The following is a 23841-nucleotide window of genomic DNA, read 5'->3' as shown; positions in this document are numbered from 1 at the left end:
TCCGGCGTTATTAGTCTACAGAGTGTAGCTGAATCAGCAAAAAAATCACCAAAATGGGGCGTTTAGCCCCATTTTGTTTAATCAACTGTTCATTTCGCGAGTGTATTGAACACGCGTGCTATGCGGCCGTTGCCGCTGGCAGTCACCGGTGACTCAGTGGCTGACAGGAAACACGACTCACCCGGATTGAGAACCAGGGTTTGATTGTTCTTCACCAGAACGCTCTGACCCTCAATACAGAAGACAATCGCCGCGCTGTCCTGCTCCAGCGTTTGCGGTTCAGCAGAGAGGCTGTGAATTGAAAAAGCAAAATCTTCGACCGGGATCGGGAAGTTGAGTTCCGCACCTTTGACAACCGGCGTGGTCAGCAATTCAGAAGCGGGTCTGGCGTTGAATTTCAAATTCGCCAGCAGCTCAGGAATATCAATGTATTTCGGCGTCAGACCTGCGCGCAGCACGTTATCGGAGTTCGCCATCACTTCCAGCGAGACGCCTTTCAGGTAGGCATGCGGCGTTTCGGCATACAGGAACATGCCTTCGCCGGGTTGCAGGGTGATTACGTTGAGCAGCAGCGGGGAGAACAGGCCGCTGTCATCAGGATAAAATTCAGAAATACTGCGGATGGTGTCCCACGGCTCACCCTGTTGTTCATCCAGAACGGATTTCAGCACGTCCAGCGCCCGGGATTTATCTTCACCTTCCAGACTCAGCAGGCCCGCAAACAGCGTGCGCAGGTGATCAACATCCGGATACGTCAGGAAGCTGGCAATTAACGGATGCGCACCGGCCACGGGTTGCAGCAATGAAACAATTTCGCGCAATTCGCGGAAACCGTTCATGGCCTGGAAAGGGGTCAGGGCATAAACCAGTTCAGGTTTGTGGTTCGGATCTTTGTAGTTACGCTCGGCGGCATCCAGTGGAATACCGGCAGCATTTTCTTTGGCATAACCGATTTCAGCCGCACTTTTGCTCGGGTGCACCTGAATCGACAGCGGCTGATCGGCGCACAGCACTTTAAACAAGAAAGGTAATTCGCCAAAGCGCTTAGCCACTTTTTCGCCCAGTTGCGCAGACAGTCCGGCACTTATTTGGTCGCGCAGAGAGAGGTTCTCCCCACGGGAGTTCTCAATCTGAGAGCTACATTTCGGATGAGCCCCCATCCACAGTTCAGCCATCGGACGGCCTTCTGCATCTTTAATTCCATAGAGTTTGGTCAGCGCGTCTTTGCTGCCCCAGGCGTAATTTTGTACACCGTTATGCATCTTTTGCATTGCTTCATCCTGAATAGAAAATATTGCCGACTAGTAAACAATGACGAAGGGGGCTTTACAACTGCGAAGGCCCAAAAAGTGCGGCTGGCATGCATTTTCAGATTGGGGATCGAATCCAATTATACGCCCGGCTTATATGTCACTATAATCAACAGGCCGCCAACGGATGCGTGGGAGCGCGTGCGGCAAACAGTAACCTGCAAAAAAACTGATTTATCATCGTAATAAGCATCTAAGGAGACAGTAATGGCATCTACACGCGTTGAGAAAGACTCAATGGGGCCAATTGATGTTCCGGCAGATAAGCTTTGGGGCGCACAGACGCAACGTTCCCTCGAGCATTTTCGTATTTCCTCTGAAAAAATGCCAACGGCGCTGATTCACGCGCTGGCACTGACAAAGCGTGCGGCAGCCAGCGTCAATATGGACCTCGGGTTACTGCCTGCTGAGCGGGCAAACGCCATTATTGCCGCTGCCGATGAAGTGCTTGCCGACAAGCATTCTGCCGAATTTCCGCTGTCCATCTGGCAGACCGGTTCCGGTACCCAGACCAACATGAATATGAATGAAGTGCTGGCTAACCGGGCAAGTGAAATTCTCGGTGGCGTGCGCGGCGAAGAACGTAAAGTTCACCCGAACGATGATGTGAACAAGAGCCAAAGCTCCAACGATGTTTTCCCGACGGCCATGCACGTTGCGGCAGTGATTGAACTGCGCGAAACCCTGATCCCGCAGTTGAAAGTGTTGCACAAAACGCTGTCCGATAAAGCCACGGCATATCGTGACATTGTGAAAATAGGGCGTACGCATTTGCAGGATGCCACACCGCTGACACTGGGACAGGAAATTTCCGGCTGGGTAGCCATGTTGGGACACAGCCTGACGCACATTGAAAACAGCATCCCGCATATTGCCGAACTGGCGCTGGGCGGAACTGCAGTCGGTACCGGGTTGAATACGCACCCGGAATACGCCGTGCGTGTGGCGAAAGCACTGGCAGAACTGACCGGACAACCGTTTGTGACATCCCCGAATAAATTTGAAGCGCTGGCGACCTGTGACGCACTGGTTCATGGCCATGGCGCGCTGAAAGGGCTGGCCGCTTCACTGATGAAAATCGCCAACGACGTGCGCTGGTTATCTTCCGGCCCGCGTTGCGGCATCGGTGAAATCTCGATTCCGGAAAACGAACCGGGTAGCTCGATCATGCCGGGCAAAGTCAATCCGACGCAGTGCGAAGCGATGACTATGTTGTGCGCACAGGTGCTGGGAAATGACGTTGCAGTCAACATCGGCGGTGCATCCGGTAACTTTGAGCTGAACGTGTTCCGTCCGCTGGTCATCCATAACTTCCTGCAATCCGTTCGTTTGCTGGCTGATGGTATAAGCGGCTTTAACGAGCATTGTGCGGTCGGTATTGAACCTAACCGTGACCGTATTACCCAGTTGTTGAATGAATCGCTGATGCTGGTGACTGCGCTGAATACCCATATTGGCTATGACAAGGCGGCGGAAATCGCCAAGAAAGCGCATAAAGAAGGCCTGACCCTGAAAGCGTCGGCGCTGAAACTCGGTTATCTGAGCGAAGAACAGTTTGACGAGTGGGTGCGGCCTGAAGCCATGGTCGGTAGCATGAAAGCGTAAACAGCCTGCTATTTACATGTGAAATGAGGTCCGGGCAACCGGACCTTTTCACGTTCTGAGCGGCTTACAGCGGATGGTCCGTATAAAGATGCAGACGTTTGATCAGCAGGCTCAGTGGCTGCGACTGCGGTTTATATTTATGCTTCACGGATGACACATCGTAATCATGCAGTTCCCCTAACTTAGGAAGTTGCATCATGGGCGAACGCAAACATAACGCAATCAGCGGCAGCGGGCAGGGGTGTTGCACCTGTTTCTGGTTGTTGCGATACCACACGCGGGCTATGGGCTGAACTTTCACCGGGCGTTTGAATTTGAGCGCCGCGTGTTCCGGCAAACGCTTCACGTCTATCATCTCGCGGTTAATATTTTCCATCCATTGCTCACGGGTATAAGGCGAGACAGCGCGTCCGGCATGCAGACTCTTTTCCAGTTGTGCCAGAACTTCATCGCGGGTCACGTTCTTAATAATATGTTTGTTCGCCCAACCAAAGCGCACGGAGTCCGGGTCATTGAGATACGTCACCGAACGGTAAGCGTTCAGCGTTATCAGGCCGCGAAGGTGGGTATGTACAAACTCAAAACGCTGTTCACGGGCGAGACCGGACTCGACGGTCACGATATGTTCCAGTTCAGCTTTCAGCTTATTCACTTCTTCAATCAACAGCAGGGCAGACTGATGCTCCGCTGCGTCCACGGCATAACACAACACACCGGGTAAACGGACGGCGGATTTACTGCTGACATTCTCGTTATTATGATGAATAAACAACCGCTGAAAATGCTGTAATGCCAGTTGCTGTGCGGTTTCGCCGGTGTGAGGCGTGACAGTGATTTTGTCCGCCGGATTATGCTCTTCGCCTTTCACTACTTCAGGCAAGGTAAATATCCGCGCCTGCAATAATTCCAGTTGCCCCAGGAAATTCCCCAAATCTTGCAATGCCATTTCCAGTTCGTTAAAACAGCCGTTCATCCGGGCAATTAAATCATAATCCGCCATAAACCCTCCGGTTAGTTACAACATACAGTTTAGGGCAAAATGGGAAAATGTACATACCTGAATAATAGGGAAATCATAAACTTCCCCTATAAACAATTTAACCAGACAGAAACTCAATGCTTAGGATATTTCAATGAGCAACCGTCCGGAAAGTTTTAGATAATCACACTAAGGTGGTGGCAATATGTTTTATTCGCTGGGTTGAAATTGGCGCTTCAATTTGAATTTCATCAACGCTGTTAAAGTCGCGAATGAGAGCACTGTGCGCCAGGGCACGAGCCTCACTAACTGGCATGCTCGCCACTAATTCAGCCGGTAAGGAAGCTAACATCGCCTCTATTAATGCATTTTGATCACGTTTGTAGTTTTCAACAAATGAAAAGCTACGCTTTCCTAATATATTGATCTCATAGAGGTATTGAAAATTTTGTTTCCCCATGAAAGTTCTCGTTTTCAGGAAAGCCTTTGCCCCTTTTTTCGTCCTGGAGGCAAAGACAGTGTTATCTCCAAATACCCGAAACTCTGTGTTATCCCGGCTGATTGTTCCAAAAAATCCCTGAGCTTCTATTATTTCCGGCCCGCGCGAATCGTATCTATAAGCACAAGAATTACCTTTGGAAATAAAGGATTGCGGAAAGGTTTGGTTCTTCTCAACTTCTTTACCGTGAGGGGGTGTTGCGGGGCTAAATATACGACCTAAACGACTAAACATGGTTCCATCCTGTTTATAAAGAAGCGTAATATAATTCCTATGCCCAAAAAGGATGATGACGTAAATCAATCTCTGCCACCGAAAAGACCGGGGGATAGAATTTCATTTATGCAAAATCATGGCTAATAAATTAGTTACAACATTCGGCGATACCCATAACCAATAAATGTGCACACATAAACATCTGTGAAATCATTAAATTCAGTGTGATACTCGCTCAGCAGGGTGAAGAAGAAGTTTACCCCTTCCATGCACGGGTCAGGTTAGAATAAAGAACTTTCTGCTTTCAGGAGTTCGCGATGACAGATCTGATCCGTTGCCCGTGGGGCACGAGTGACCCGATGATGATTGACTATCATGATGATGAATGGGGCAAGCCGGTACGTGACAGCCGTGCACTGTGGGAAAAGCTGATGCTTGATGGCTTTCAGGCCGGATTATCCTGGCGGATCGTGCTGAAAAAAAGGGATGCCTTGCGCCTGGCCTTCTGCGATTTTATACCCGAGAAAGTCGCAGAATTTACCGAAGAAGACATCGAAAGGCTGGTGAATAACGCCGATATTATCCGCTCCCGCAGCAAAATCACGGCGGTTGTCAGCAACGCCCGGGCCTATCTGTCCATGCAGCAAGCGGGTGAAGATTTTGGTGAGTGGATTTGGGCGCAAATCGGCGGGAAGGCGATTCAGCATACCGGGCCGGTTCCGACTAAAGATGCGCTGTCTGATCAGATTTCAAAAGATCTCAAAAAGCGTGGATTCAAGTTTGTCGGCCCGACAATAGTCTATGCCTGGCTGGAAGCTACCGGCCTGATTAATACCCATCATCCGGATTGTTTCCGGCGTGCTCAGGTAGCAAAAGAAGCCTGATTTCTCGAAGGTTTTTTCAACGGGAATACTGCTTTTGATATTGTGACGGTGTCACGGATAATTGTCTGACGAACGCACGTCGCAAGATATCAACGCTGGAAAATCCGCACTGTGCCGCAACCTGCTTCACCGCCATTTCCCCCGTTTCCAGCAGTTGCCGCGCGTGAAATATCCGTTGCTGTTCCAGCCATTCTGCCGGTGATTGCCGCAGCGCCTGATTAAACAAACGCGTCAGATGGCGGACACTGATCCCCATATGAACAGCCAGGCTTTGCACATTATGCGGTTGGTCGAGCGAATTCATCACCCACCGCTGTACGTCCTGTAATGCCGACCGGCCACTCAGCGACGCCTGACCATGGCGGCTGAACTGCAACTGCCCGCCGGGACGTTTGAAGAACATCACCAGTTGCGAAGCGACATCCAGCGCGGTTTCCCGTCCAAGATCTTCTTCCACCATATTCAGGGCTAAATCCAGCCCGGAGGTGACACCTGCTGCCGTTCTCAGCTCACCCTCGGCAATAAAAATAGCGTCAGCTTCGACATTCACCCGCGGATACTCTTCGCTTAGCTTTGCGGCGACGGACCAGTGTGTGGTCACGCGCCGGTCGTCAAGCAACCCGGCGGCGGCAAGTAATAACGCACCGCTGCACACGGAACCAAAACGCTTCGCATGGTGGCTCCAGGTACGGATCCCGTCTTTTAATTTTTCATCCCGCAGGAATGTTTCCAGCACGGGCGCACCTGCGACCAGAAAAGTATCGACGGCGGCAGGAAGTGGGGTTGCAAGAGTGAGATCCGCAAACAGACGCACACCGGAAGAGGTGCGCACAACGGGATCGTCGCCAATCGCCATCACGCTCAGGGTATAAACGTCGCGGCCGCGTTGCCGGTTGGCTTCAGCGAAAACATCCAGCGGACCGGAGACATCGAGAAGTTGCACGCCCGGCACGGCGAGAATAATGATGTGTTTTGGCATTTGAATATTTCCTGTCGCAAATGAACAATTATGTCTCATAACGTCATATTACGATGATTGATGACATTTATCTTGCCGCTTATGCTGACTCTATTCAACCCAACAGGACAAATACTATGACTCTGAACATTAAGGGTATCCGCATTCCCGACAGCAAAATGGCCCGTGAAGCAACAGAACGGGTCCGTGATATGGAATCCGATTTACTGTTTCATCATTCCAGCCGTGTATATTACTGGGCCGCGCTGGCCGGGCAACAACGTCAGCTAAAGGTTGATCATGAGCTGCTTTATATTGGCTGTATGTTCCACGATGTGGGGCTGACACACGAAAATTGCAGTTGCGATAAACGCTTTGAAGTTGACGGCGCCAATGCCGCACGCGAGTTTATGCAACAGCACGGCATCAGCACGCAGGACATCGATAAGGTCTGGACCGCCATTGCGTTGCATACCACACCGGGCATCCCTGAATTTATGGATCCGGTGATCGCACTGGTGACTTCAGGTGTGGAAATGGACGTACTCGGTATCAATTATCAGGGCTACGATGACAGCGTTCGTAATGCAGTTGTCGAAGCGCATCCGCGGACACCGGCGTTCAAGGAAGATATTATTCAGGCATTTTATGACGGAATTAAACACAAGCCGCAGACCACATTCGGCAATGTCAAAGCCGACGTCATTGCTGATAAAGAACCCGATTTTATCAAAGGAAATTTCTGTTCAGTGATCCGCAATTCCCGCTGGAATGGCTGATGAGAAGAAAAGGGCGCGTGGAGAAGGGATCCCGGCGCGCCACACGCAATTATAGAAGACGAAATTCAATCATAAACAGTGATTTCAGCCCCGGATAAATCTCGCTGATGACCTGTTTCAGTTCTTCCAGTGTCATGTTTTCCTGCACGGCGTGCTGATCGTTGAGATCGTCGAACTGTACACCAGTGACAGCGATAATTTCAATGTTGCAGAAAAACACGTCATCTTCATAACGGCTGACGCGAACCTGATCGCCTGCTGTAAAATCCGCGTCGCTGGCTTCACGCAGGGTGATCGTTTTACGGCCAGCAAGGATATCAGCCTCAAAACGACTGTAAAAAGTGATATTTTTCATGAGGTTTCCTGCGTTAAATAGAGAGAACGTCCGGTTGATGGTATAGCGTGCGCATATATCAGGCAGATATTAAAGAAGGACAGGGTGGCTAACCATCTCACCGTCATTGTATCTGTGAATCATAAATGACAAGAAGTTGTTCACGGGAGGAACAATTGCCGTGCCAAACCACAAAGGATTTTCCGGGCAGATGGAGCCGCAAATATAAGCCGGTATTCCGGCCAGTTGCCCGGCCATTGACCGGTGAACATGACCTGCTGAGATAGCGATAGGTTTTCGCGGATGCTCACTTAAAAACTCAGCCAGTTTTACCACATCGCGACACATTATCTGATCTAAAGGCGGAATGCCGCTGCGGATAACCGGATGATGCATGAAAAGAATGGAATTCGCGGAACCGTCGCTGATCAGATTATCGGCCAGCCACGGCAGATGTTCGCCAATGGCTCCTGCGGGATTTCCCTGGATGGTGGTATCAAGGCCGATAAGGCGGAGTTCACCGATGTCCGCGACAAAATGCAGCGCGTCATTTTCGCCGGAATTGCACCAGTAATGGCAATGCAAAATTGATTTCATTGCTGCACGGTCGTCTGAATTACCGGGCAATATGAATGACGGGTAAGATCTTTTATTCAGCTGAGCGGCGATAGCGGCATAACCATCACGCCAGTTGTCGTCAATCAAATCACCGGTCAGCACAAGGGCGTCAGGCGTAATGAGATCAATCCACGTCAGTGCGCGTTCAAAGCGTGCGAGGTTATCATTATTTTCTGCGGCATGAATGTCAGACACCTGAGCGATAATCACCAAAACCTCCGGGAGGATTTCCCGTTATCAGAATAAGAACAATGTAGAGGATATAGAACGGATAATCAAAGTGCGCATAATGTATATTATGTTAAATACAATATCAACTTACGCACCAGGCGCCATCATTTTCCTCATTCTGCCTCACCTGCTTCGTTCAACGTTTTTTCACCGTAATGAATGGCCAGCCAGATGGTCGTTCCATTCTGTTCAGTCCATTCGACGCGGTGTCTGCACAGCGACGGGATATTCACAAAGTCGCCTGCTTTCAGAATGCGCACGTCGGTTTCAGTATCAAACCTCAAACCAGCCGAACCTTGCAAGATCAGTATCCATTCGTCATGCGTCTGGCAATACCAGAATCCCGTCGGGCTGGCTTGTCCTGTGGAAATAATCCGCTCAATACGAATACCGGGTCGTGTCAGCAACTCTTCAAAGGTCTCGCCTTCACCATTGCGTGCAGCTTCAGGAATATCTGTGAATATGTTATCTGGCATTCACCACCTCCGTCCGGACTTTCAGGGTTTCAAATTGATCGCGCTACGTGAATTCTGAGAATTGAACAGCATAGTTGTACTGCAGATTTCACGTAGCACGTCCATTTTTCAGTGCTCTAAACACTATAAACCGGCATAGGCTTTTTCGACTTTGGCCATATATCTGGGTGCCTGCGGCGCCGGATGATACTGACGAACATGCCAGTTAAAGGCTTCCGGCGTCAGTTGATTAATCATCTGGATTGCCGTCTGCCGGTTACTGGAAAACGTTCTAAGTAACGCTCCCGCACCGTTGGCATACGCGACTTCTGTGGCATAACGGCGCGTCAGCGGATCGTTAATCCAGTTAAGTTGCTGACGTTGCAATGCACTGATGTATGCCGTTCCCAGATCAATGTTGGTTTCCGGATCCAGCAAATCATCGTCGTCCGGGCAACCGCGTTTACCTTTATAACGATACGCGTCGCAACCGCTGGTCGATGCTTTCAGCTGCATCAGACCAATAGCATTAGATGGACTGACTGCTTTGGGATTAAATCCGGATTCGACCTGAATGATTGCCTTCACCAGTTTACGGTCAACTTTGTATTCATCGGCAGCATCTTCAATCTCATCATCAAAGGCATGCGTGTCGTATTTCTTATAATGAGGTTTGCCCGAGCAGCCAGCCAAAATCATCAGCATAACCAACATGCTGAATTGTGAAGTTTTTTTGAATAATGAAATCATAATCTTCCAGGATCTAAATGAACGTTTCTCCGGTTGATAAGATACCGTTATCGTCACTCAGGGTCATGTATTTATGAGGGATTTTCTGACATTCAACGGTATCAAAAGTGCGAAATCCGGTCCCTGCGCCCTGCTTTCACGTTAATTTACTGGCTGAGTGATTCAATAACAGCATTCGCAGATTTGACTTATTTAATACACATTGTATTTTTAATGCCATGAACACATTCCTGATTATCGTCCCCGACGGGGGCATGTTATTCGAAGCAGCAGGCATTGCTGATATCCTCATGCAGGCGAATCGTCTGTTGCCTCTCCACGCCACGTCTGATTCCAAAATTGCGCCTTATCAGGTGACTGTGGCGACCACACAACCGCACCGTGTGATTCACGGTGTCTCAGGGCTTAACCTTCTCGCGGATCACCGGTTATGCGATCTTGACCCCACATTGACCCGCGACACTATCTTAGTCACCGGTAAAGGCTTATCTGAAGAAGAAGGCTCAAACGTTGTCCGCTGGTTACAACAGGCTGCGTCGCATGCCCGCCGCGTGGTATCTGTTTGTGGCGGCGCGGTGTTGCTCGCCCAGGCGGGATTACTCAACGGCCGACACGCCACCACACACTGGCGTCTGATCGACACCCTGCAGGCCCAATACCCGCAGGTGACCGTGGAACGCGGCCCGATGTATGTTCAGGACGGTCCGGTCTGGACGTCAGGTGGCGTCAGCTCCGGCTTTGACCTCACTCTTGCATTGGTCGAAGAAGATCATGGTTTCAGCATCGCTAAAAATGTTGCTCAGGATTTAGTAATGTTTCTCCGGCGTCCGGGTGGACAGTCGCAATTTAGCCGCTATCTTTTGAATCAGGCCAGCAATGGCTCTATCCGCGAACTTCAGGCCTGGTTACCTGAGAATCTCAACAGCGATTTATCTGTCGAAAACCTTGCTGAACGTGTCGCGATGAGTCCGCGAAACTTCACGCGCGTTTTCACACGCGAAACCGGCATAACCCCGGCAAAATATGTTGAGGAAGTCAGGCTGAGTGCCGCGCGACAGCTTCTGGAACAAACAACACAAAACATAGATCGTATCGCCCTCACGACCGGCTTCGGCGGCGGGCTGAACCTGCGCCGCGTTTTTGAACGAAATTTACAACTGACACCGACAGAATACAGAGAACGCTTTTGCTCCAGATATTTGGCGTAAATTGATCTTTTATTGTCATTTACGCCAACCCTCCTGCGTACTAGATTAACTGTAAAGCAGATAACTAAGGAGTTCATCATGGTCAAAGTAGGTATCAATGGTTTTGGCAGGATTGGACGGAATGTTTTGCGCGCCGCACTCGGGCGGGATGACTTCCAGGTGGTGGCAATTAATGATCTAACGGACAGTAAGACTCTCACTCATCTTCTGAAATATGACTCACTCTCAGGCACGTTAAAAGCTGACGTCGAAGCGGGTGAAGGCGAATTACGGGTTGATGGAAAACCGGTACGCGTTTTCTCAGAAAGGGATCCCGCTGCAATTCCGTGGAGCTCTGTGGGCGTTGATATCGTTATTGAAGCTACCGGCTTCTTTACTGAAAAAGCTAAAGCGGAAGTTCACATCACCCGGGGCGGAGCAAAACGCGTCATTATTTCCGCACCGGCCAAAAATGATGACATCACTATTGTGATGGGCGTTAATGACAGCGATTACGACCCGGCAAAACACAAAGTGGTCAGCAACGGCAGTTGTACCACCAACGGTCTGGCCCCTGCCGCTCAGGTTTTGCATCAGACCTTCGGCATTGAACACGGCCTGATGAACACCACTCACGCCTACACCAACAGCCAGGCGTTGCATGATCAACCTGAAAAAGATTTACGGGGTGCGCGTGCGGCCGCGGTTTCCATTGTTCCGTATTCCAGCGGCGCAGCGAAAGCGATCGGGAAAGTTATCCCGGAACTGGACGGACGCATGACCGGTTATTCACTACGAGTTCCGGTGCCGGTGGTTTCCATCGTCGATTTAACCGTTAACCTTAAACGCGAAGCGACTGTTGAAGAAATTAACGCCGCGTTTCGTAAGGCGGCTGAATCCGGTCCGCTTAAAGGCATTCTGGGTTACAGCGAGGAGCCGCTGGTGTCGAGCGATTATCGCGGTGATCCGCGTTCATCCATTATTGACGGGCTTTCAACATTGGTGATTGGCGGCAAGCTGGTGAAAATTCTCGCCTGGTATGATAACGAATGGGGCTTTTCAAACCGCCTGGTCGATCTGGCCCTGTTAATGGAAAAACGCGGTTTATAACCTCCTCTTTTCCTGCCAGAATAATGACAGACACCGCTTTATGCGGTGTCTTTTTATATGTCAAAGACGATCACCATTTTTAATAAAACACACTGTATGTTGTAACTAATTAATTATTTCTTGCTCCAGGAATGAACGTCATTTCTCCTGCGGCCCGATGGTCATAAACGGGTTATAGGCGATTTCCCACAGATGTCCGTCCGGATCGGCGAAATAACCCGAATATCCACCCCAGAACACTTTCTGTCCCGGTTTAATCATTTTACCTCCCGCACTGACTGCCTGAGCCAGAATGGCATCCACTTTAGCTTCACTGGCCACCGTTTGCGCCAGCGCCATACCGCGAAAACCATTCCCTGCCGGGCTGACTTGCGCATCTTTTGCCAGTTCGTCCCACGGAAACAGAGAAAGCCAGGCACCTGCCAGTTCAAAAAAACTGACACCTTCAGAATCGATAACCACTTTTGGAAAGCCCAGTCCGTGCTGATAAAATTCGGTAGAAGCGGCCAGGTCTTTAACACCCAGCGTGATCATGTTGATGACAGGTTGCATTGTATTTTCTCCGTCAGAGGGATAAAGCAAACAGGTAAAATGGCTTTCCGGATAGCATAAATAGTTTCCGGAAACTTTACTTAGATAACCCTTCCACTTGTCTCAAAATGTTAATGGCACCCGTCCTTTTCTGATAAATGTTGCTTATTGTGCTAATCTGACGTCTCAGAACCTGCTAATCCCCGACGTTGAGGATCTCCTGTGACCATATTACGCCGCCGCCCGGAAGCCACCTCTCCTGCCGTCCGTTTCCTGCCTGAAACCATTCATATCGGCCGTCAGTTGCGGACTTATTGTGATGCCCGTTTCAAAACTATTGGCCTGACACTGGCTCGCGGGCAAGTGTTATTACATCTGGAAGCCGCCAGCGGACGCCTGCCTCAGGGTGAACTGACCGCGTTGCTGGAAGTGGAACACCCTACCGCCATTCGCCTGTTTGACAGCCTCGCCGAGCTGGGCCTGCTGGAACGCTGCCCCGGAGAAACCGATCGTCGATCGAAAGATATCAGACTGACAGAAACCGGAACTGAGCTGGCAAATCAGGTACGCATCATGACGGATGACATTCTGATCCGCGTCATGGAAGGTATTCCGCAAAATGATGTGGATATCGCCCGGGGTGTTCTCGCCAGTATTACTGCCAATATCGCCGCGCTTTAATTGGCGATTTTTCACGTTTTATAGCTTTTCCCGCCTGCAATAGTCACTTCCGTTACTGATTTGTTACTCGTTATTATTCGTGGCAACGTTACCCTGCTCAGCCCCCAGGTGTCAGGCTATATCACCGACGTTAAATAACGCGACGGGTAACTTCACCAAAATCTCACAACGTATCGCGGTGCGCATTGAACTGGAACCGGGACAGCAGCAAAGTAACCGTCTGCGTCCGGGCATGTCCACCATGGTCAGCGTAGATACTGCACAGGCCCCGGTCAGCCAGCAGTATTAGCCCCGGGAAAATCGGAATAATAGCGCTGTGCCACGTCAGGATGTGAGCGCAGCCGCCCTTTCAGATAATTGAAACCCACATCGCGGAATAACGGATTCAGCGGATCGCTTGCCTCTCCCCGCGCTTCCTGCGCCAGTTCTGCGGGCAACGGGAATAATGGCACAACAGCATCAAGCTGAGCGCCAAGGAAAAATGCCAGCGACAAGCGTTCGCCGCCTTCCGGTGGCGAGACAACCCGATGTACCGTAGCGCGCAGATAGCCGTTGGTGGCAAGTTCCAGTAACTCGCCGATATTTACCACCAGCGTATCAGGGACCGGAAACGCGTCGATCCACTGGTTTTCTTCCACTTCCACCTGTAAACCGCGCTGTTCATCCTGCAAGAGAAAACTGAGGAATCCTGAATCCTTGTGCGCACCGACCCCCTGATTTCCGGCGCCCACCGTGCGCCCCGGATAACGGATCAGTTTGATATGTTCATTAGGCTTTTCGCCATACAGCGGATCAAACGCGTCTTCCGGCAGTTTCAGCGCCAGGGCAAAAGCCCGCAGCAGACGCAGCGACATGGCCGTCATCTCCCGTTGCCAGCGCAGTAACAGCGGGCGCAATTCCGGCAATGCTTCCGGCCATTGATTCGGCCCCTGCAATCTTGCCCATGCAGGCGTACTCTCTGTCACCGGCAGTTTTGGCCGCTCGGCACCGAGATCAAACTGTTCGCGCCAGTCCGGCTGCCCCCGGGTAATCTCCGAGGCGGCCCGGTTATAGCCGCGAAAGTGTGGCGAGTTGATCATCGCCACAGCCAGTTTGTCTTCCTCTGGTAGGGCAAAGAATTGTCGGGCAACCCGCTGAACATCCTTCAGTAACTGCGCATCAACGCCATGATTTTTCAGGTAGAAAAAACCAATCTCACGCGCCGCATAACGCAGTTGCGCAAGGAACGCTTCCCGCTGTCCGGGCGTTGCAGAAAACTGACTGAAATCGATCAGAGGGATAGAGGGGGATGTCTGGCTCATCGCGTAGTCCGCCGTGATGTTATTAATAATTATCAACGCTATCACGGTTGCCGGATGACAGACCAATAGCCAGATGGTCTGGTTTATACTTCAGGGTTATGAATGAGAGGCAGAAAACAGCCAGCCCTTCCATGGACAGGCCGCTGATTTATTCACAAATTTTTAATGACTTAAGACTTATTGCCAAGATAGTGATATACCACCGCCAGATCCTTCCCACCATAACCGCCATCGACCGCACCCTGCCAGGTCTGACTGATACGTTTCATCACCGGCAGTTCAAGATTGCTGCCCGCTTCCAGCGCCAGATTGATATCTTTCAGGGCCCAGGTCAGCTGCATCTGCGGGGTGTAATCACCGCTTTTGAACATCTCCATTTTGCCCCTGATATACGGCGCAGCAAGCGGACCGCCTTCCAGCACATTCCACAGATCGTCGGGGGTGAAACCCAGCGCTTCGGCAAGTTGCGTAGTTTCTGCGATACCTTCCATCATGGCAATCAGCCAGGCATTGACCACCAGTTTCATTTTGGATGCACGCCCGGCTTCGCCCAGCCATTTTGTCGCTTTGGAAATGGCGGCAAATACCGGCTCAATAGCCGCGCCCGCTTCGCGATCCCCGCTGGCCAGCACCACAATTTGCGCCTGTTCGGCCGGTGCTTTCGTCCCGGAAACCGGTGCATCAAAGAACACCACATCAGGACGCAGTGTTTTAATCAGCGCCATCAACGATTCCGTCGCGTCTACGCCGAGCGTTCCCATTTGAGCGATAATGCCGCCCTGTTTCAGGCCGGCAAGCAAACCGTTGTCACCCTGATAAACGTCAAGGGACGTTTTGCCATCGGACAGCATTGTAATCACCACATCCGCCCCTTCAGCGGTTTCACGCGGTGTCCGGCCGCGTGTCGCACCGGCTTTCACCAAATCATCACCCCGTGAAGCCGTCCGGTTCCAGATGCGGGTATTGAACCCTTTTTTGATCAGGTTAGCGGCGAACGCGTGCCCCATTGCGCCCAGCCCCAGTACGGCGACCGTGGGTTGTTGCTGACTCATGCCTGACTCCTTACGTAAACAATGTATGTTGTGAAAAGGCTAACACCCCGGCGCGCTGTCCGGGGTATTGGCTTCTGTAAGCGAATGCAACAGAAAGGCTGATATTACTTAACCTCTGCTGAGTAAGTGGCGTAACATACGCGCTTTCGCGCCTGGCGTTTAATATTGATTTATTCAGGCAGCTTATGATTTGACTGATAATTTTCAGGAGTGGCAAGCATTATGAGTAAAGTTGTTTTGATCGGGATTGTTTCAGTCATTTTCGTTTTGATGGTGCTGATGTTGGGCTCAGTGTATATCTACCCGTGGTGGATGCAGCGCTCCACAGAAGGCGCGTGTGCCGATATCAGCAAGGACAATGCCATCGATACGGTCACCCGTGATTACATGGAAAACCGTATCCCTAACTGGGGCAATGATAAAGACAACATGGGCACGTCGGTGCCGGTTCTGAATTTCATCAGCGATGACGCTAAAGAAGACAAAGGGACCTATAACATCCCGTTCAGCGCGAAAGGCCCGAACGGCACCCTGAGTTATGTCGCGCACTTTAACTGTTCCAATCACTACGTGAAATATTCGACGGTGGAATAAATCCAGACGAACACCCTGGGCTTGCGGCTGTCACCCCGCTCGCTGGAACATAAACGCCGGCAACAGCGCGCAGTGAGAAAAACGCAGGATTCCTGGGGGTTCGTTTCAAATTCTTTGGGCCACTGTGGGCGGCAACCCACAACCTTGACCTGGATTCTAAATTTAAAAGCGCCCGGAGTGCCCGCTCAGGCATCAGCTAAGCCGATTCCCTCTCCACCAGCCCCGGTGGCACAATAATATTCTGCGCTTCCAGATTCTGCCCGCCAATCCTCAGCAACAAGCGCCTGGCCGTTGCGTGGCCGATTTCCCGTGCGGAGTTCGCAATGGAGGTCAGCGGAGGCTCGGTCAGCTCCGATTCCGGTGCATCTTCCATGCCTATCAGGGCAATTTTTTGCTGGAAGAAACTGTCTACTGCCCCACCGCCGACTTGTGCGCCGGTGCGCAGAACGCCGAAATAGGCACCCAGCGCGACGGAAGATTTATGGCAGACAATCGCGCTGATTTTCGGATAGCGGGATAATAAGATTTCGGCAGCATCGGCGGCGCATTTTTGCTGATAGTCACATTCGATAATCCATTCAGTGCGAAATGGCAGACCGTATTGCAGCAGTGTGGCGCAGAAGCCGCCGAGGCGTTCGGCGCGGGTTAACGAATTGCTCAATCCGCCAAGATAGGCGATTTGTTTGTGGCCCTGTTTGATCAGATATTCCGTGGCCATTTTCGCCGCGAGCATGTTATCGGGACGGACAACGTCAACCCCCTCAATACCCCCGGAGCGCGCGGCACAAATCAGCGGGACGCCATGTTCTTCCGCCTTTTCTCTCAACCCACCGAGGGTATTCACGCCACCGGCGATCACAATGCCGTCCACGCCGTGGGTCAGCAACGTATCGAAACAACGCATCAGCCCTTTACCGGACGGGCCGCTTTGCAGCAGAAATAACACTTTGCCCTGCGCTTCAAACATCTCACTGAGACCGGCGGTCATTTCGGCATAAAACGGTTCACAGATATCGCGGACTATCAGCCCGACCACGCCGGATTCTCCGCCGCGCAGCGTACTCGCCTGCCGGTTGCGCACAAAACCCAGCGCATCAACCGCCCGGTTAACCCGTTCTGCGGTTGTCTGGGAAATCCGTCCCTTGCCGCTGAGCACCAGTGAAACCGTGGTCACGGACACTCCCGCGTGCTGCGCCACATCTACGATCGTGATTTTTTTAGGGTTCATCGGGTGTTGCCGTTGATTTGAAATGCCATGAAACAGGATCCCTGCCCGCCCGCTTTACTCGAAGGCTGGAATAATTAGCGTGGTCAGACAGTTATACCTAATTCCACCCTTTGAGTAAAACGTTTAACCTTCCTTTAACCAGCTTGGTGCAAGCATCATTAAATATTGTGAGGTACGACACGTATTATTTAGGTAAAACGTTTTATCTTAGCCGCCATCAAAAGCAGCTTAATAAAACAACTCATGGAGCGGGTATGCCTGCAAATAAAAAACAACGTGTCACACTTTGGGAATTCTTCCAAAGCCTGGGGAAAACTTTCATGCTTCCGGTCGCCCTGCTGTCGTTCTGCGGCATCATGCTGGGCATCGGCAGTTCGTTAAGCAGTCATGATGTGGTGACGCTGATCCCCGCATTAGGGAATCCGATCCTGCAACTGGTTTTCGTCTGGATGAGCAAAGTCGGATCGTTTGCCTTCAGCTTCCTGCCGGTAATGTTTGCGGTCGCTATCCCGCTGGGCATGGCGCGTGAAAACAAAGGTGTGGCGGCTTTCTCCGGCTTCGTCGGTTTCGCCGTGCTGAATCTGGCGATTAACTTTTTCCTGACCGCCAACGGCACATTGCCGACCGTCGACCCGATGGTGCTGAAAGCCAATAATATCCAGATGATCCTCGGCATTCAGTCTATCGACACCGGTATTCTGGGCGCAGTGATTGTCGGTATCATCGTGTACATCCTGCACGAACGCTACAACACGATCCGTTTGCCGGATGCGCTGGCCTTCTTCGGCGGCACGCGTTTTGTCCCGATTGTCACCACGGTGGTGCTCGGTCTGGTCGGTTTGCTTATCCCGCTGATCTGGCCTTTCTTCGCCGCTGGCATTAACGGTCTGGGCCGTCTGATTCAGGGCGCAGGGGTATTTGGTCCGATGATTTTCGGTTCCGGCGAGCGTCTGCTGTTACCTTTTGGTCTGCATCACATTCTGGTTGCACTGATCCGCTTCACCGAAGCTGGCGGTACGCTGGATGTCTGTGGTCGCGAAGTCAGCGGCGCGCTGACCATCTTCCAGGCGCAGCTTTCCTGCCCGACCACGCACGGTTTTTCTGAAAGCGCGACACAGTTCCTTTCTCAGGGCAAAATGCCTGCGTTCCTCGGCGGCTTGCCGGGTGCTGCACTGGCGATGTACCACTGCGCGAAACCTGAAAACCGTCATAAAATTAAAGGTCTGCTGATTTCCGGCGTGGTTGCCTGTGTGGTTGGCGGCACCACTGAACCGATCGAATTCCTGTTCCTGTTTGTTGCGCCGGTTCTGTACGTGATCCACGCCATTCTGACCGGCCTGGGCTTCACCATCATGTCGGTTCTGGGTGTAACCATCGGCAATACTGACGGCAACATCATCGATTTTGTGGTCTTCGGTATCCTGCACGGCACTGCCACCAAGTGGTATCTGGTGCCGGTTGTGGCGGCTATCTGGTTCGCGGCTTATTACGCCATCTTCCGCTTCTCCATCACCCGCTTTAACATTAAAACCCCGGGCCGGGAATCTGAGAACATGCCTGCTGCCGCAGCGGTGCCGTCTTCCAGTAAATCTGGCTACAACGTGCCGGTTATTCTGAGCGCGCTGGGCGGTGCCGGTAATATCGTTTCTCTGGATAACTGCATCACCCGCCTGCGTCTTTCCGTGGCAGATATGTCGCTGGTCGACGATGCCACGCTGAAAGCCAACCGCGCCATCGGTGTTGTGCATCTTAACGAACACAATCTGCAAGTGGTGATTGGTCCGCAGGTGCAATCAGTGAAAGATGAACTTGATTACCTGATCCGCACCGCGGCGAGTCAGCCCGCGCCGGAACCGGCTATCGCGTAACTATGATTAACAGGGCGACTCCGGTCGCCCTTTTCTGCTTTATTCAGGGAGTGAAAAGAATGACTTTTGATTTCTCCACCGTTACCGACCGTCATGGCACCTGGTGCACCCAGTGGGATTACGTTGCTGACCGTTTCGGCAGTGCAGACTTACTGCCATTTACCATCTCCGACATGGATTTCCCCGCCGCGCCCTGCATTCTCGATGCGCTGCAAAAACGTCTGCAACACGGCGTGCTCGGTTACAGCCGCTGGCATCACGATGATTTTCTCGGCGCGGTGGCGCACTGGTATCAGCAACGTTTTAACAGCCAGATTGACCGCGAAATGGTGGTTTACGGCCCGTCAGTGATTTACATGGTTGCGCAACTGATCCGCCAGTGGAGCCAGCCGGGCGACGGCGTGGTGACATTTACGCCCGCCTATGACGCCTTCTTCAAAGTTGTGGATGGCAATCAGCGCCAGATGCTGGCCTGTCCGCTGATTAAAAACGCTAACGACTGGGCGCTGGACGCAGAACATCTGGAAAGTCTGCTGGCGCAACCGGCCTGCACTTTGCTGTTGCTGTGCAGCCCGCATAACCCGACCGGTAAAGTCTGGACGCGTACAGAACTGGCGCTCATCTCAGAACTTTGCGAACGCCACCACGTGCGGGTGATCAGTGATGAAATCCACATGGATATGGTCTGGGGCGAAAACCGCCATACGCCGTGGAATGAAGTCGCACGCGGTGAATGGGCGTTACTGACGTCCGGCTCGAAAAGTTTCAACATCCCGGCGCTGACCGGCGCTTACGGCCTGATCAGCCATCAGGCCCCGCGCGAGGCGTATCTGCATCAGCTGAAATCCTGTGATGGCTTATCGTCTCCGGCAGTGCTGGCCATTCATGCGCACGTTGCCGCGTATCATCACGGTGAACCCTGGCTTGACGCGCTGCGGGAATATTTACAGGGCAATCTGCAATACGTTGCGGAACAACTGAACGCTGCCTTCCCGCAGCTCAACTGGCAGCCGCCGCAATCCACCTATCTGGCCTGGATTGATTTGCGCCCGCTCGGGCTTGACGATAATCAACTGCAAAATGAGCTGATCGAACATCAAAAAGTCGCCATCATGCCGGGTTATACCTACGGCGAAGAAGGCAACGGCTTCCTGCGCCTGAATGTTGGCTGTCCGAGATCGAAGGTGGAAGCGGGTGTTGAAAAATTAATCAATGCCATCAGGGAGTTGGTCTAAGCTCCTCCCCCTGCGAAGGGGGAGGACGGGAGGGGGTTTTAAGGGCAAACACCTGGTCGATTCACACTTCAACCTCCTGATATTTCTTTAATACCCCACCCCAACCCTCCCCTTCGCAGGGGAGGGAGCAAATTCAAAACCCTTCTTGTTGCGCAACTAAATACAGTTATAATGCCCCGCACATTTCAATAATAATGAGTGCACACCATGATCGACACACGCCTTCCCCTGACCGACATTCACCGCCACCTTGATGGCAACATCCGCGCTCAAACCATTCTCGATTTAGGCCGTCAGTTTAACCTGACCTTGCCTGCCAATGAACTTGAAGCCCTGCGCCCGCATGTCCAGGTGATGCATACCGAACCGGATCTGGTGAGTTTTCTGCAGAAACTCGACTGGGGCGTAAAAGTGCTGGGCGATCTTGATGCCTGCCGCCGTATCGCCAAAGAAAACGTTGAAGATGCGGCGCGTGCCGGTCTGCATTATACCGAGCTGCGTTTCTCCCCGTATTACATGGCGATGAACCACAAACTGCCGGTCGCTGGCGTGGTGGAAGCGGTGATTGAAGGGATCCGCGAAGGTCAGCAACATCATAATATCGATGTGCGTCTGATTGGCATTCTGAGCCGTACCTTTGGTGAAGATGCCTGCCAGCAAGAGCTTGAGGGTTTGCTGGCGCACCGCGACGGCATTACCGCACTGGATCTGGCCGGTGATGAACTGGGTTTCCCCGGCAGTCTGTTCCTCAGCCACTTTAACCGTGCGCGTGACGCAGGCTGGCGCATTACCGTGCACGCCGGTGAAGCCGCAGGGCCGGAAAGCATCTGGCAGGCGATCCGCGAGCTGGGCGCAGAGCGTATCGGTCACGGCGTGAAAGCCGCACAGGATCCGCAACTGATGGATTTCCTGGCGAAGCATCAGATTGGTATCGAATCCTGCCTGACTTCCAACATACAGACCAGCACCGTTGCCTCTTTTGAACAGCATCCGCTGGCGATTTTCCTGCGTCACGGCGTGCTGGCTTCAATCAATACCGATGACCCGGCGGTTCAGGGCATTGAGATTGCTAACGAATATAACGTCGCCGCACCGGCTGCCGGGCTGACGCCAGACGAGATCCGCAAGGCACAGGAAAACGGCCTGACCATGGCGTTCCTGACCGACGCTGAAAAGCAGGCCATTCGCGACAAAGTATCGGCGTAACGCTTTCTGTGACAATAAAAAAGGGCGGGAATAATCTCCGCCCTTTTCTTTTCGATTCAACCTGTCAAACCGTTTTTACTTCTTCTTTCTTCAGCAGTGCCGCGGCTTCTTCACGTGCCACACGTTTGGCATAGCGTGAGGCCAGTACCGCGCACACCATCAACTGAATCTGGTGGAAAATCATCAGCGGCAGCACCATCGCCCCTACTGCAGCAGCCGGGAACAGCACGTTCGCCATCGGAATACCGTTCGCCAGACTCTTCTTCGACCCGCAGAACACAATGGTGATTTCATCTTTGGTGTTAAAACCAAACAGACGCGCCACGTAAGTATTGATGATCAGCACAATAGTGAGCAGAACAACAGAACAGCCGAGGATCGCCAGCAGCGACCAGCCGTTGATCTGATGCCAGATCCCCTGCACCACCGCTTCACTGAACGCCACATATACCACCAGCAGAATCGATGAACGGTCAGTGACGTTGACGATTTTCTTGTGACGCTGTACCCAGCCGCCAATCAGCGGACGACAAAGATGCCCGATGATAAACGGCACCATCAGTTGCAGCACAATAGAACCGATGGCGTGCAGGGTGTCAGTGGTGCCGCCCTGTGTATGCATCAGCAGGCCGACCAGCACCGGCGAGAGGAACACGCCAAGAATACTGGATGCCGACGCGCTGCAAATAGCCGCCGGAATGTTACCACCCGCCACCGAAGTATAAGCAATCGCAGACTGCACGGTCGCAGGTAGTGCGCAGAGATACAGGAAACCGTAGTACAACGTCGGCGTCAGGATCCCCACCGGCACCAGCCATTTCATCCCCAGACCGAGCAGCGGGAACAACGCGAAGGTGCTGAGAAACACCACTACGTGCAGACGCCAGTGGCTGATACCCGCCATGATCGCTTCACGGGAAAGCTTCGCACCGTGCATAAAGAACAGCAGCGCGATAGCGGCCGTGGTCAGGTAACCGAAGAAGGTTTTATAAATGCCTTCACACGGGAAAAATGAGGCGACCACGACAACACAAACCAGGATCAGCAAAAACTTGTCGATTTTCAGACGTTGTAACCAGGACATGAACCTTCCTTGCAAAGTGAATAACAAATGAAAAATAAAAGTGCCACCAAAGTGACACTTAAGAAGCGTAGACGACGTGTTAGTTCTTGATGACTTTCAGGGTCGCCTGTTGTTCTGAGGACTGCATCCCCAGTTCGAGCATTTCCATCACACGGATAGCATCCGCCGCCGGAACCGGATTGTCGCCCTGTCCGTTAATGGCATCCCGCACCCCGGCATAATAAGCCGGGTAATTGCCCGGAATGGTCAGCAGCGATTTTTCCGCCAGTACGCCGTCGTGGCTCAGCGTAATCACACCATCGCGCTTGTCGAATCCCCAGTCAGGCTGTGGCAGACGTTCACCGGCTTTCAGGCGGTCCTCCTGCGGATCCAGCCCGAATTTCACGTAGCTGCCCTTCTCGCCCTGCACGATAAAACGCGCAGTTTCGGCAACCGCATACACCGTACTGTGCAGCACCACGCGACGGCGCGGATAGGTCAGCACCGCGTTGAAATAGTCCACGGCTTTACCGCCGGGGCGCAGTACAGCCAGATCCGCCTGCAACGTTTCCGGCAGTCCGAACAATTGCAGCGCCTGATCCAGAAGATGCGAACCCAAATCGAACCAGATGCCGCTGCCCGGCGCATCACTTTCACGCCAGCGCTGCTGAACCTGCGGTTTGTAACGGTCGTAATGGGATTCGAAATAGACGATATCGCCGAGCGCACCTTCTTCAATCAGCGTTTTAACCGTGAGGAAATCCGAATCCCAGCGACGGTTATGAAATACTGACAGCACCTTGCCTTTTTCACGCGCCAGCGCGTCAAGCTCGCGGGCTTCCTCAAGTGTTACGGTAAAGGGTTTATCCACGATAACGTGCTTACCCGCTTCCAGCGCCAGTTTCGCCAGCGGGAAATGGGTGGTATTGGGCGTCGGGATCACCACCAGATCAATGGACGCATCGGCAAACAGCTTTTCCGGCGAATCTACCACCTCCACATTGGGCCAGTCCGCATGGACTTTGCCCGCATCGCTGCTGGAAACCACCGCCAGCTCGAGGCCGGGCGTGCCATCAATCAGGGGTGAATGAAAGGTTTTACTGGCGAAGCCGTAGCCGACGAGGCCGGTACGCAGGGTCTGAGTCATAGGATTTCCTTTATTTAACG

The 23841-nt window shown here is 52.3% G+C and carries 24 protein-coding genes and 1 pseudogene; 11 read left to right on the top strand and 14 right to left on the bottom strand.

Annotation, left to right across the window (positions count from 1 at the left end; translation table 11 throughout):
- Nucleotides 1-89: 89 nt before the first annotated feature.
- Nucleotides 90-1271: a mannose-6-phosphate isomerase gene (manA, locus tag LC431_RS16170; protein WP_013575517.1), complete on the bottom strand. Its 1182-nt coding sequence runs from the start codon at nucleotides 1269-1271 to the stop codon at nucleotides 90-92.
- Nucleotides 1272-1517: 246 nt separating this feature from the next.
- Between manA and fumC the strand changes: the two genes are divergently transcribed.
- The gene (gene fumC, locus LC431_RS16165; protein WP_013575516.1) at nucleotides 1518-2915 is read left to right on the top strand and encodes a class II fumarate hydratase; all 1398 of its coding nucleotides are present in this window, start codon (nucleotides 1518-1520) and stop codon (nucleotides 2913-2915) included.
- A gap of 64 nt (nucleotides 2916-2979) precedes the next feature.
- Here the strand turns inward: fumC and tus are convergent, their stop codons facing one another.
- Together tus and LC431_RS16155 are read right to left on the bottom strand one after the other, a co-directional pair.
- Nucleotides 2980-3915: a DNA replication terminus site-binding protein gene (gene tus / locus LC431_RS16160; protein WP_223510082.1), complete on the bottom strand. Its 936-nt coding sequence runs from the start codon at nucleotides 3913-3915 to the stop codon at nucleotides 2980-2982.
- Nucleotides 3916-4078: 163 nt separating this feature from the next.
- On the bottom strand, nucleotides 4079-4627 hold the full coding sequence (locus LC431_RS16155) for a hypothetical protein (RefSeq protein WP_112152258.1): 549 nt from the start codon (nucleotides 4625-4627) through the stop codon (nucleotides 4079-4081).
- A 299-nt stretch (nucleotides 4628-4926) separates the two neighbouring features.
- Here LC431_RS16155 and LC431_RS16150 point away from each other — a divergent pair, with 299 nt between their 5' ends.
- Nucleotides 4927-5493, top strand: a complete 567-nt coding sequence (locus LC431_RS16150) for a DNA-3-methyladenine glycosylase I (protein ID WP_013575513.1) — start codon at nucleotides 4927-4929, stop codon at nucleotides 5491-5493.
- A 16-nt stretch (nucleotides 5494-5509) separates the two neighbouring features.
- Here LC431_RS16150 and LC431_RS16145 read toward each other — a convergent pair whose 3' ends face one another.
- Nucleotides 5510-6472, bottom strand: coding sequence for a GlxA family transcriptional regulator (locus tag LC431_RS16145; RefSeq protein ID WP_013575512.1), 963 nt, complete (start codon nucleotides 6470-6472; stop codon nucleotides 5510-5512).
- 116 nt (nucleotides 6473-6588) lie between these two features.
- Between LC431_RS16145 and LC431_RS16140 the strand changes: the two genes are divergently transcribed.
- Nucleotides 6589-7230: an HD domain-containing protein gene (locus LC431_RS16140; RefSeq protein ID WP_013575511.1), complete on the top strand. Its 642-nt coding sequence runs from the start codon at nucleotides 6589-6591 to the stop codon at nucleotides 7228-7230.
- 49 nt (nucleotides 7231-7279) lie between these two features.
- Here the strand turns inward: LC431_RS16140 and yqfB are convergent, their stop codons facing one another.
- The 4 genes from yqfB to LC431_RS16120 form a co-directional block, all read right to left on the bottom strand.
- Entirely contained in the window at nucleotides 7280-7585 is a 306-nt protein-coding gene (gene yqfB, locus LC431_RS16135) for a N(4)-acetylcytidine aminohydrolase (RefSeq protein ID WP_013575510.1), read from the bottom strand.
- 69 nt (nucleotides 7586-7654) lie between these two features.
- On the bottom strand, nucleotides 7655-8392 hold the full coding sequence (locus tag LC431_RS16130) for a metallophosphoesterase (RefSeq protein ID WP_013575509.1): 738 nt from the start codon (nucleotides 8390-8392) through the stop codon (nucleotides 7655-7657).
- Between the two features lie 134 nt (nucleotides 8393-8526).
- Nucleotides 8527-8889, bottom strand: coding sequence for a cupin domain-containing protein (locus LC431_RS16125; RefSeq protein ID WP_013575508.1), 363 nt, complete (start codon nucleotides 8887-8889; stop codon nucleotides 8527-8529).
- Nucleotides 8890-9012: 123 nt separating this feature from the next.
- Nucleotides 9013-9618 carry a transglycosylase SLT domain-containing protein gene (locus tag LC431_RS16120; protein WP_013575507.1) on the bottom strand — a complete coding sequence of 202 codons (606 nt, stop codon included), beginning with the start codon at nucleotides 9616-9618 and terminating at the stop codon, nucleotides 9013-9015.
- Between the two features lie 218 nt (nucleotides 9619-9836).
- Between LC431_RS16120 and LC431_RS16115 the strand changes: the two genes are divergently transcribed.
- Nucleotides 9837-10826, top strand: a complete 990-nt coding sequence (locus LC431_RS16115) for a GlxA family transcriptional regulator (RefSeq protein ID WP_112198083.1) — start codon at nucleotides 9837-9839, stop codon at nucleotides 10824-10826.
- Nucleotides 10827-10904: 78 nt separating this feature from the next.
- A complete protein-coding gene (gene gap, locus LC431_RS16110) occupies nucleotides 10905-11915 on the top strand; it encodes a type I glyceraldehyde-3-phosphate dehydrogenase (RefSeq protein ID WP_223510081.1) in 1011 nt (336 codons plus the stop codon).
- Between the two features lie 138 nt (nucleotides 11916-12053).
- Here gap and LC431_RS16105 read toward each other — a convergent pair whose 3' ends face one another.
- Nucleotides 12054-12467: a VOC family protein gene (locus LC431_RS16105; protein WP_112152252.1), complete on the bottom strand. Its 414-nt coding sequence runs from the start codon at nucleotides 12465-12467 to the stop codon at nucleotides 12054-12056.
- Nucleotides 12468-12668: 201 nt separating this feature from the next.
- Between LC431_RS16105 and LC431_RS16100 the strand changes: the two genes are divergently transcribed.
- Entirely contained in the window at nucleotides 12669-13127 is a 459-nt protein-coding gene (locus tag LC431_RS16100) for a MarR family winged helix-turn-helix transcriptional regulator (RefSeq protein WP_112152251.1), read from the top strand.
- Between the two features lie 112 nt (nucleotides 13128-13239).
- Nucleotides 13240-13416: pseudogene (locus LC431_RS16095) on the top strand (hypothetical protein); the annotation flags it as partial.
- Here the strand turns inward: LC431_RS16095 and LC431_RS16090 are convergent.
- The gene (locus tag LC431_RS16090) at nucleotides 13400-14428 is read right to left on the bottom strand and encodes an isopenicillin N synthase family oxygenase (RefSeq protein ID WP_112198085.1); all 1029 of its coding nucleotides are present in this window, start codon (nucleotides 14426-14428) and stop codon (nucleotides 13400-13402) included. The pseudogene LC431_RS16095 and the gene LC431_RS16090 sit on opposite strands and share 17 nt — an antisense overlap.
- A 170-nt stretch (nucleotides 14429-14598) precedes the next feature.
- Nucleotides 14599-15480: an NAD(P)-dependent oxidoreductase gene (locus LC431_RS16085; protein WP_013575501.1), complete on the bottom strand. Its 882-nt coding sequence runs from the start codon at nucleotides 15478-15480 to the stop codon at nucleotides 14599-14601.
- Between the two features lie 222 nt (nucleotides 15481-15702).
- Between LC431_RS16085 and LC431_RS16080 the strand changes: the two genes are divergently transcribed.
- Complete coding sequence (locus LC431_RS16080; protein WP_013575500.1) at nucleotides 15703-16074, top strand: protein YebF; 372 nt, start codon at nucleotides 15703-15705, stop codon at nucleotides 16072-16074.
- A gap of 196 nt (nucleotides 16075-16270) precedes the next feature.
- On the opposite strand, the gene malI is transcribed toward LC431_RS16080, so the two are convergent.
- Entirely contained in the window at nucleotides 16271-17302 is a 1032-nt protein-coding gene (gene malI, locus LC431_RS16075; RefSeq protein WP_013575499.1) for a Mal regulon transcriptional regulator MalI, read from the bottom strand.
- Between the two features lie 254 nt (nucleotides 17303-17556).
- Here malI and malX point away from each other — a divergent pair, with 254 nt between their 5' ends.
- The 3 genes from malX (at nucleotide 17557) to add (ending at nucleotide 21611) form a co-directional block, all read left to right on the top strand.
- Nucleotides 17557-19170 carry a maltose/glucose-specific PTS transporter subunit IIBC gene (malX, locus tag LC431_RS16070; RefSeq protein ID WP_013575498.1) on the top strand — a complete coding sequence of 538 codons (1614 nt, stop codon included), beginning with the start codon at nucleotides 17557-17559 and terminating at the stop codon, nucleotides 19168-19170.
- A 59-nt stretch (nucleotides 19171-19229) separates the two neighbouring features.
- Nucleotides 19230-20405, top strand: coding sequence for a MalY/PatB family protein (locus LC431_RS16065; RefSeq protein ID WP_013575497.1), 1176 nt, complete (start codon nucleotides 19230-19232; stop codon nucleotides 20403-20405).
- Nucleotides 20406-20612: 207 nt separating this feature from the next.
- Complete coding sequence (gene add / locus LC431_RS16060) at nucleotides 20613-21611, top strand: adenosine deaminase (RefSeq protein ID WP_013575496.1); 999 nt, start codon at nucleotides 20613-20615, stop codon at nucleotides 21609-21611.
- 64 nt (nucleotides 21612-21675) lie between these two features.
- On the opposite strand, the gene LC431_RS16055 is transcribed toward add, so the two are convergent.
- A complete protein-coding gene (locus LC431_RS16055) occupies nucleotides 21676-22695 on the bottom strand; it encodes a bile acid:sodium symporter family protein (RefSeq protein WP_013575495.1) in 1020 nt (339 codons plus the stop codon).
- A 79-nt stretch (nucleotides 22696-22774) separates the two neighbouring features.
- Nucleotides 22775-23821: an oxidoreductase gene (locus tag LC431_RS16050; protein ID WP_013575494.1), complete on the bottom strand. Its 1047-nt coding sequence runs from the start codon at nucleotides 23819-23821 to the stop codon at nucleotides 22775-22777.
- Between the last annotated feature and the right edge of the window lie 20 nt (nucleotides 23822-23841).

This window comes from Rahnella sp. GSA61A (assembly GCF_019969905.1).
In the GTDB taxonomy this organism is placed as follows: domain Bacteria; phylum Pseudomonadota; class Gammaproteobacteria; order Enterobacterales; family Enterobacteriaceae; genus Rahnella; species Rahnella aceris.
This window is presented reverse-complemented; position numbering and strand designations above follow the sequence as displayed.

Coding starts and splice junctions, on each gene's coding strand:
- LC431_RS16155 (WP_112152258.1), bottom strand. CDS start 4,627: ATGTTTAGTCGTTTAGGTCGTATATTTAGCCCCGCAACACCCCCTCAC.
- LC431_RS16140 (WP_013575511.1), top strand. CDS start 6,589: ATGACTCTGAACATTAAGGGTATCCGCATTCCCGACAGCAAAATGGCC.
- yqfB (WP_013575510.1), bottom strand. CDS start 7,585: ATGAAAAATATCACTTTTTACAGTCGTTTTGAGGCTGATATCCTTGCT.
- gap (WP_223510081.1), top strand. CDS start 10,905: ATGGTCAAAGTAGGTATCAATGGTTTTGGCAGGATTGGACGGAATGTT.
- fumC (WP_013575516.1), top strand. CDS start 1,518: ATGGCATCTACACGCGTTGAGAAAGACTCAATGGGGCCAATTGATGTT.
- add (WP_013575496.1), top strand. CDS start 20,613: ATGATCGACACACGCCTTCCCCTGACCGACATTCACCGCCACCTTGAT.
- LC431_RS16080 (WP_013575500.1), top strand. CDS start 15,703: ATGAGTAAAGTTGTTTTGATCGGGATTGTTTCAGTCATTTTCGTTTTG.
- LC431_RS16085 (WP_013575501.1), bottom strand. CDS start 15,480: ATGAGTCAGCAACAACCCACGGTCGCCGTACTGGGGCTGGGCGCAATG.
- LC431_RS16115 (WP_112198083.1), top strand. CDS start 9,837: ATGAACACATTCCTGATTATCGTCCCCGACGGGGGCATGTTATTCGAA.
- LC431_RS16145 (WP_013575512.1), bottom strand. CDS start 6,472: ATGCCAAAACACATCATTATTCTCGCCGTGCCGGGCGTGCAACTTCTC.
- LC431_RS16055 (WP_013575495.1), bottom strand. CDS start 22,695: ATGTCCTGGTTACAACGTCTGAAAATCGACAAGTTTTTGCTGATCCTG.
- LC431_RS16065 (WP_013575497.1), top strand. CDS start 19,230: ATGACTTTTGATTTCTCCACCGTTACCGACCGTCATGGCACCTGGTGC.
- malI (WP_013575499.1), bottom strand. CDS start 17,302: ATGAACCCTAAAAAAATCACGATCGTAGATGTGGCGCAGCACGCGGGA.
- LC431_RS16120 (WP_013575507.1), bottom strand. CDS start 9,618: ATGATTTCATTATTCAAAAAAACTTCACAATTCAGCATGTTGGTTATG.
- LC431_RS16105 (WP_112152252.1), bottom strand. CDS start 12,467: ATGCAACCTGTCATCAACATGATCACGCTGGGTGTTAAAGACCTGGCC.
- LC431_RS16150 (WP_013575513.1), top strand. CDS start 4,927: ATGACAGATCTGATCCGTTGCCCGTGGGGCACGAGTGACCCGATGATG.
- manA (WP_013575517.1), bottom strand. CDS start 1,271: ATGCAAAAGATGCATAACGGTGTACAAAATTACGCCTGGGGCAGCAAA.
- malX (WP_013575498.1), top strand. CDS start 17,557: ATGCCTGCAAATAAAAAACAACGTGTCACACTTTGGGAATTCTTCCAA.
- LC431_RS16050 (WP_013575494.1), bottom strand. CDS start 23,821: ATGACTCAGACCCTGCGTACCGGCCTCGTCGGCTACGGCTTCGCCAGT.
- tus (WP_223510082.1), bottom strand. CDS start 3,915: ATGGCGGATTATGATTTAATTGCCCGGATGAACGGCTGTTTTAACGAA.
- LC431_RS16090 (WP_112198085.1), bottom strand. CDS start 14,428: ATGAGCCAGACATCCCCCTCTATCCCTCTGATCGATTTCAGTCAGTTT.
- LC431_RS16125 (WP_013575508.1), bottom strand. CDS start 8,889: ATGCCAGATAACATATTCACAGATATTCCTGAAGCTGCACGCAATGGT.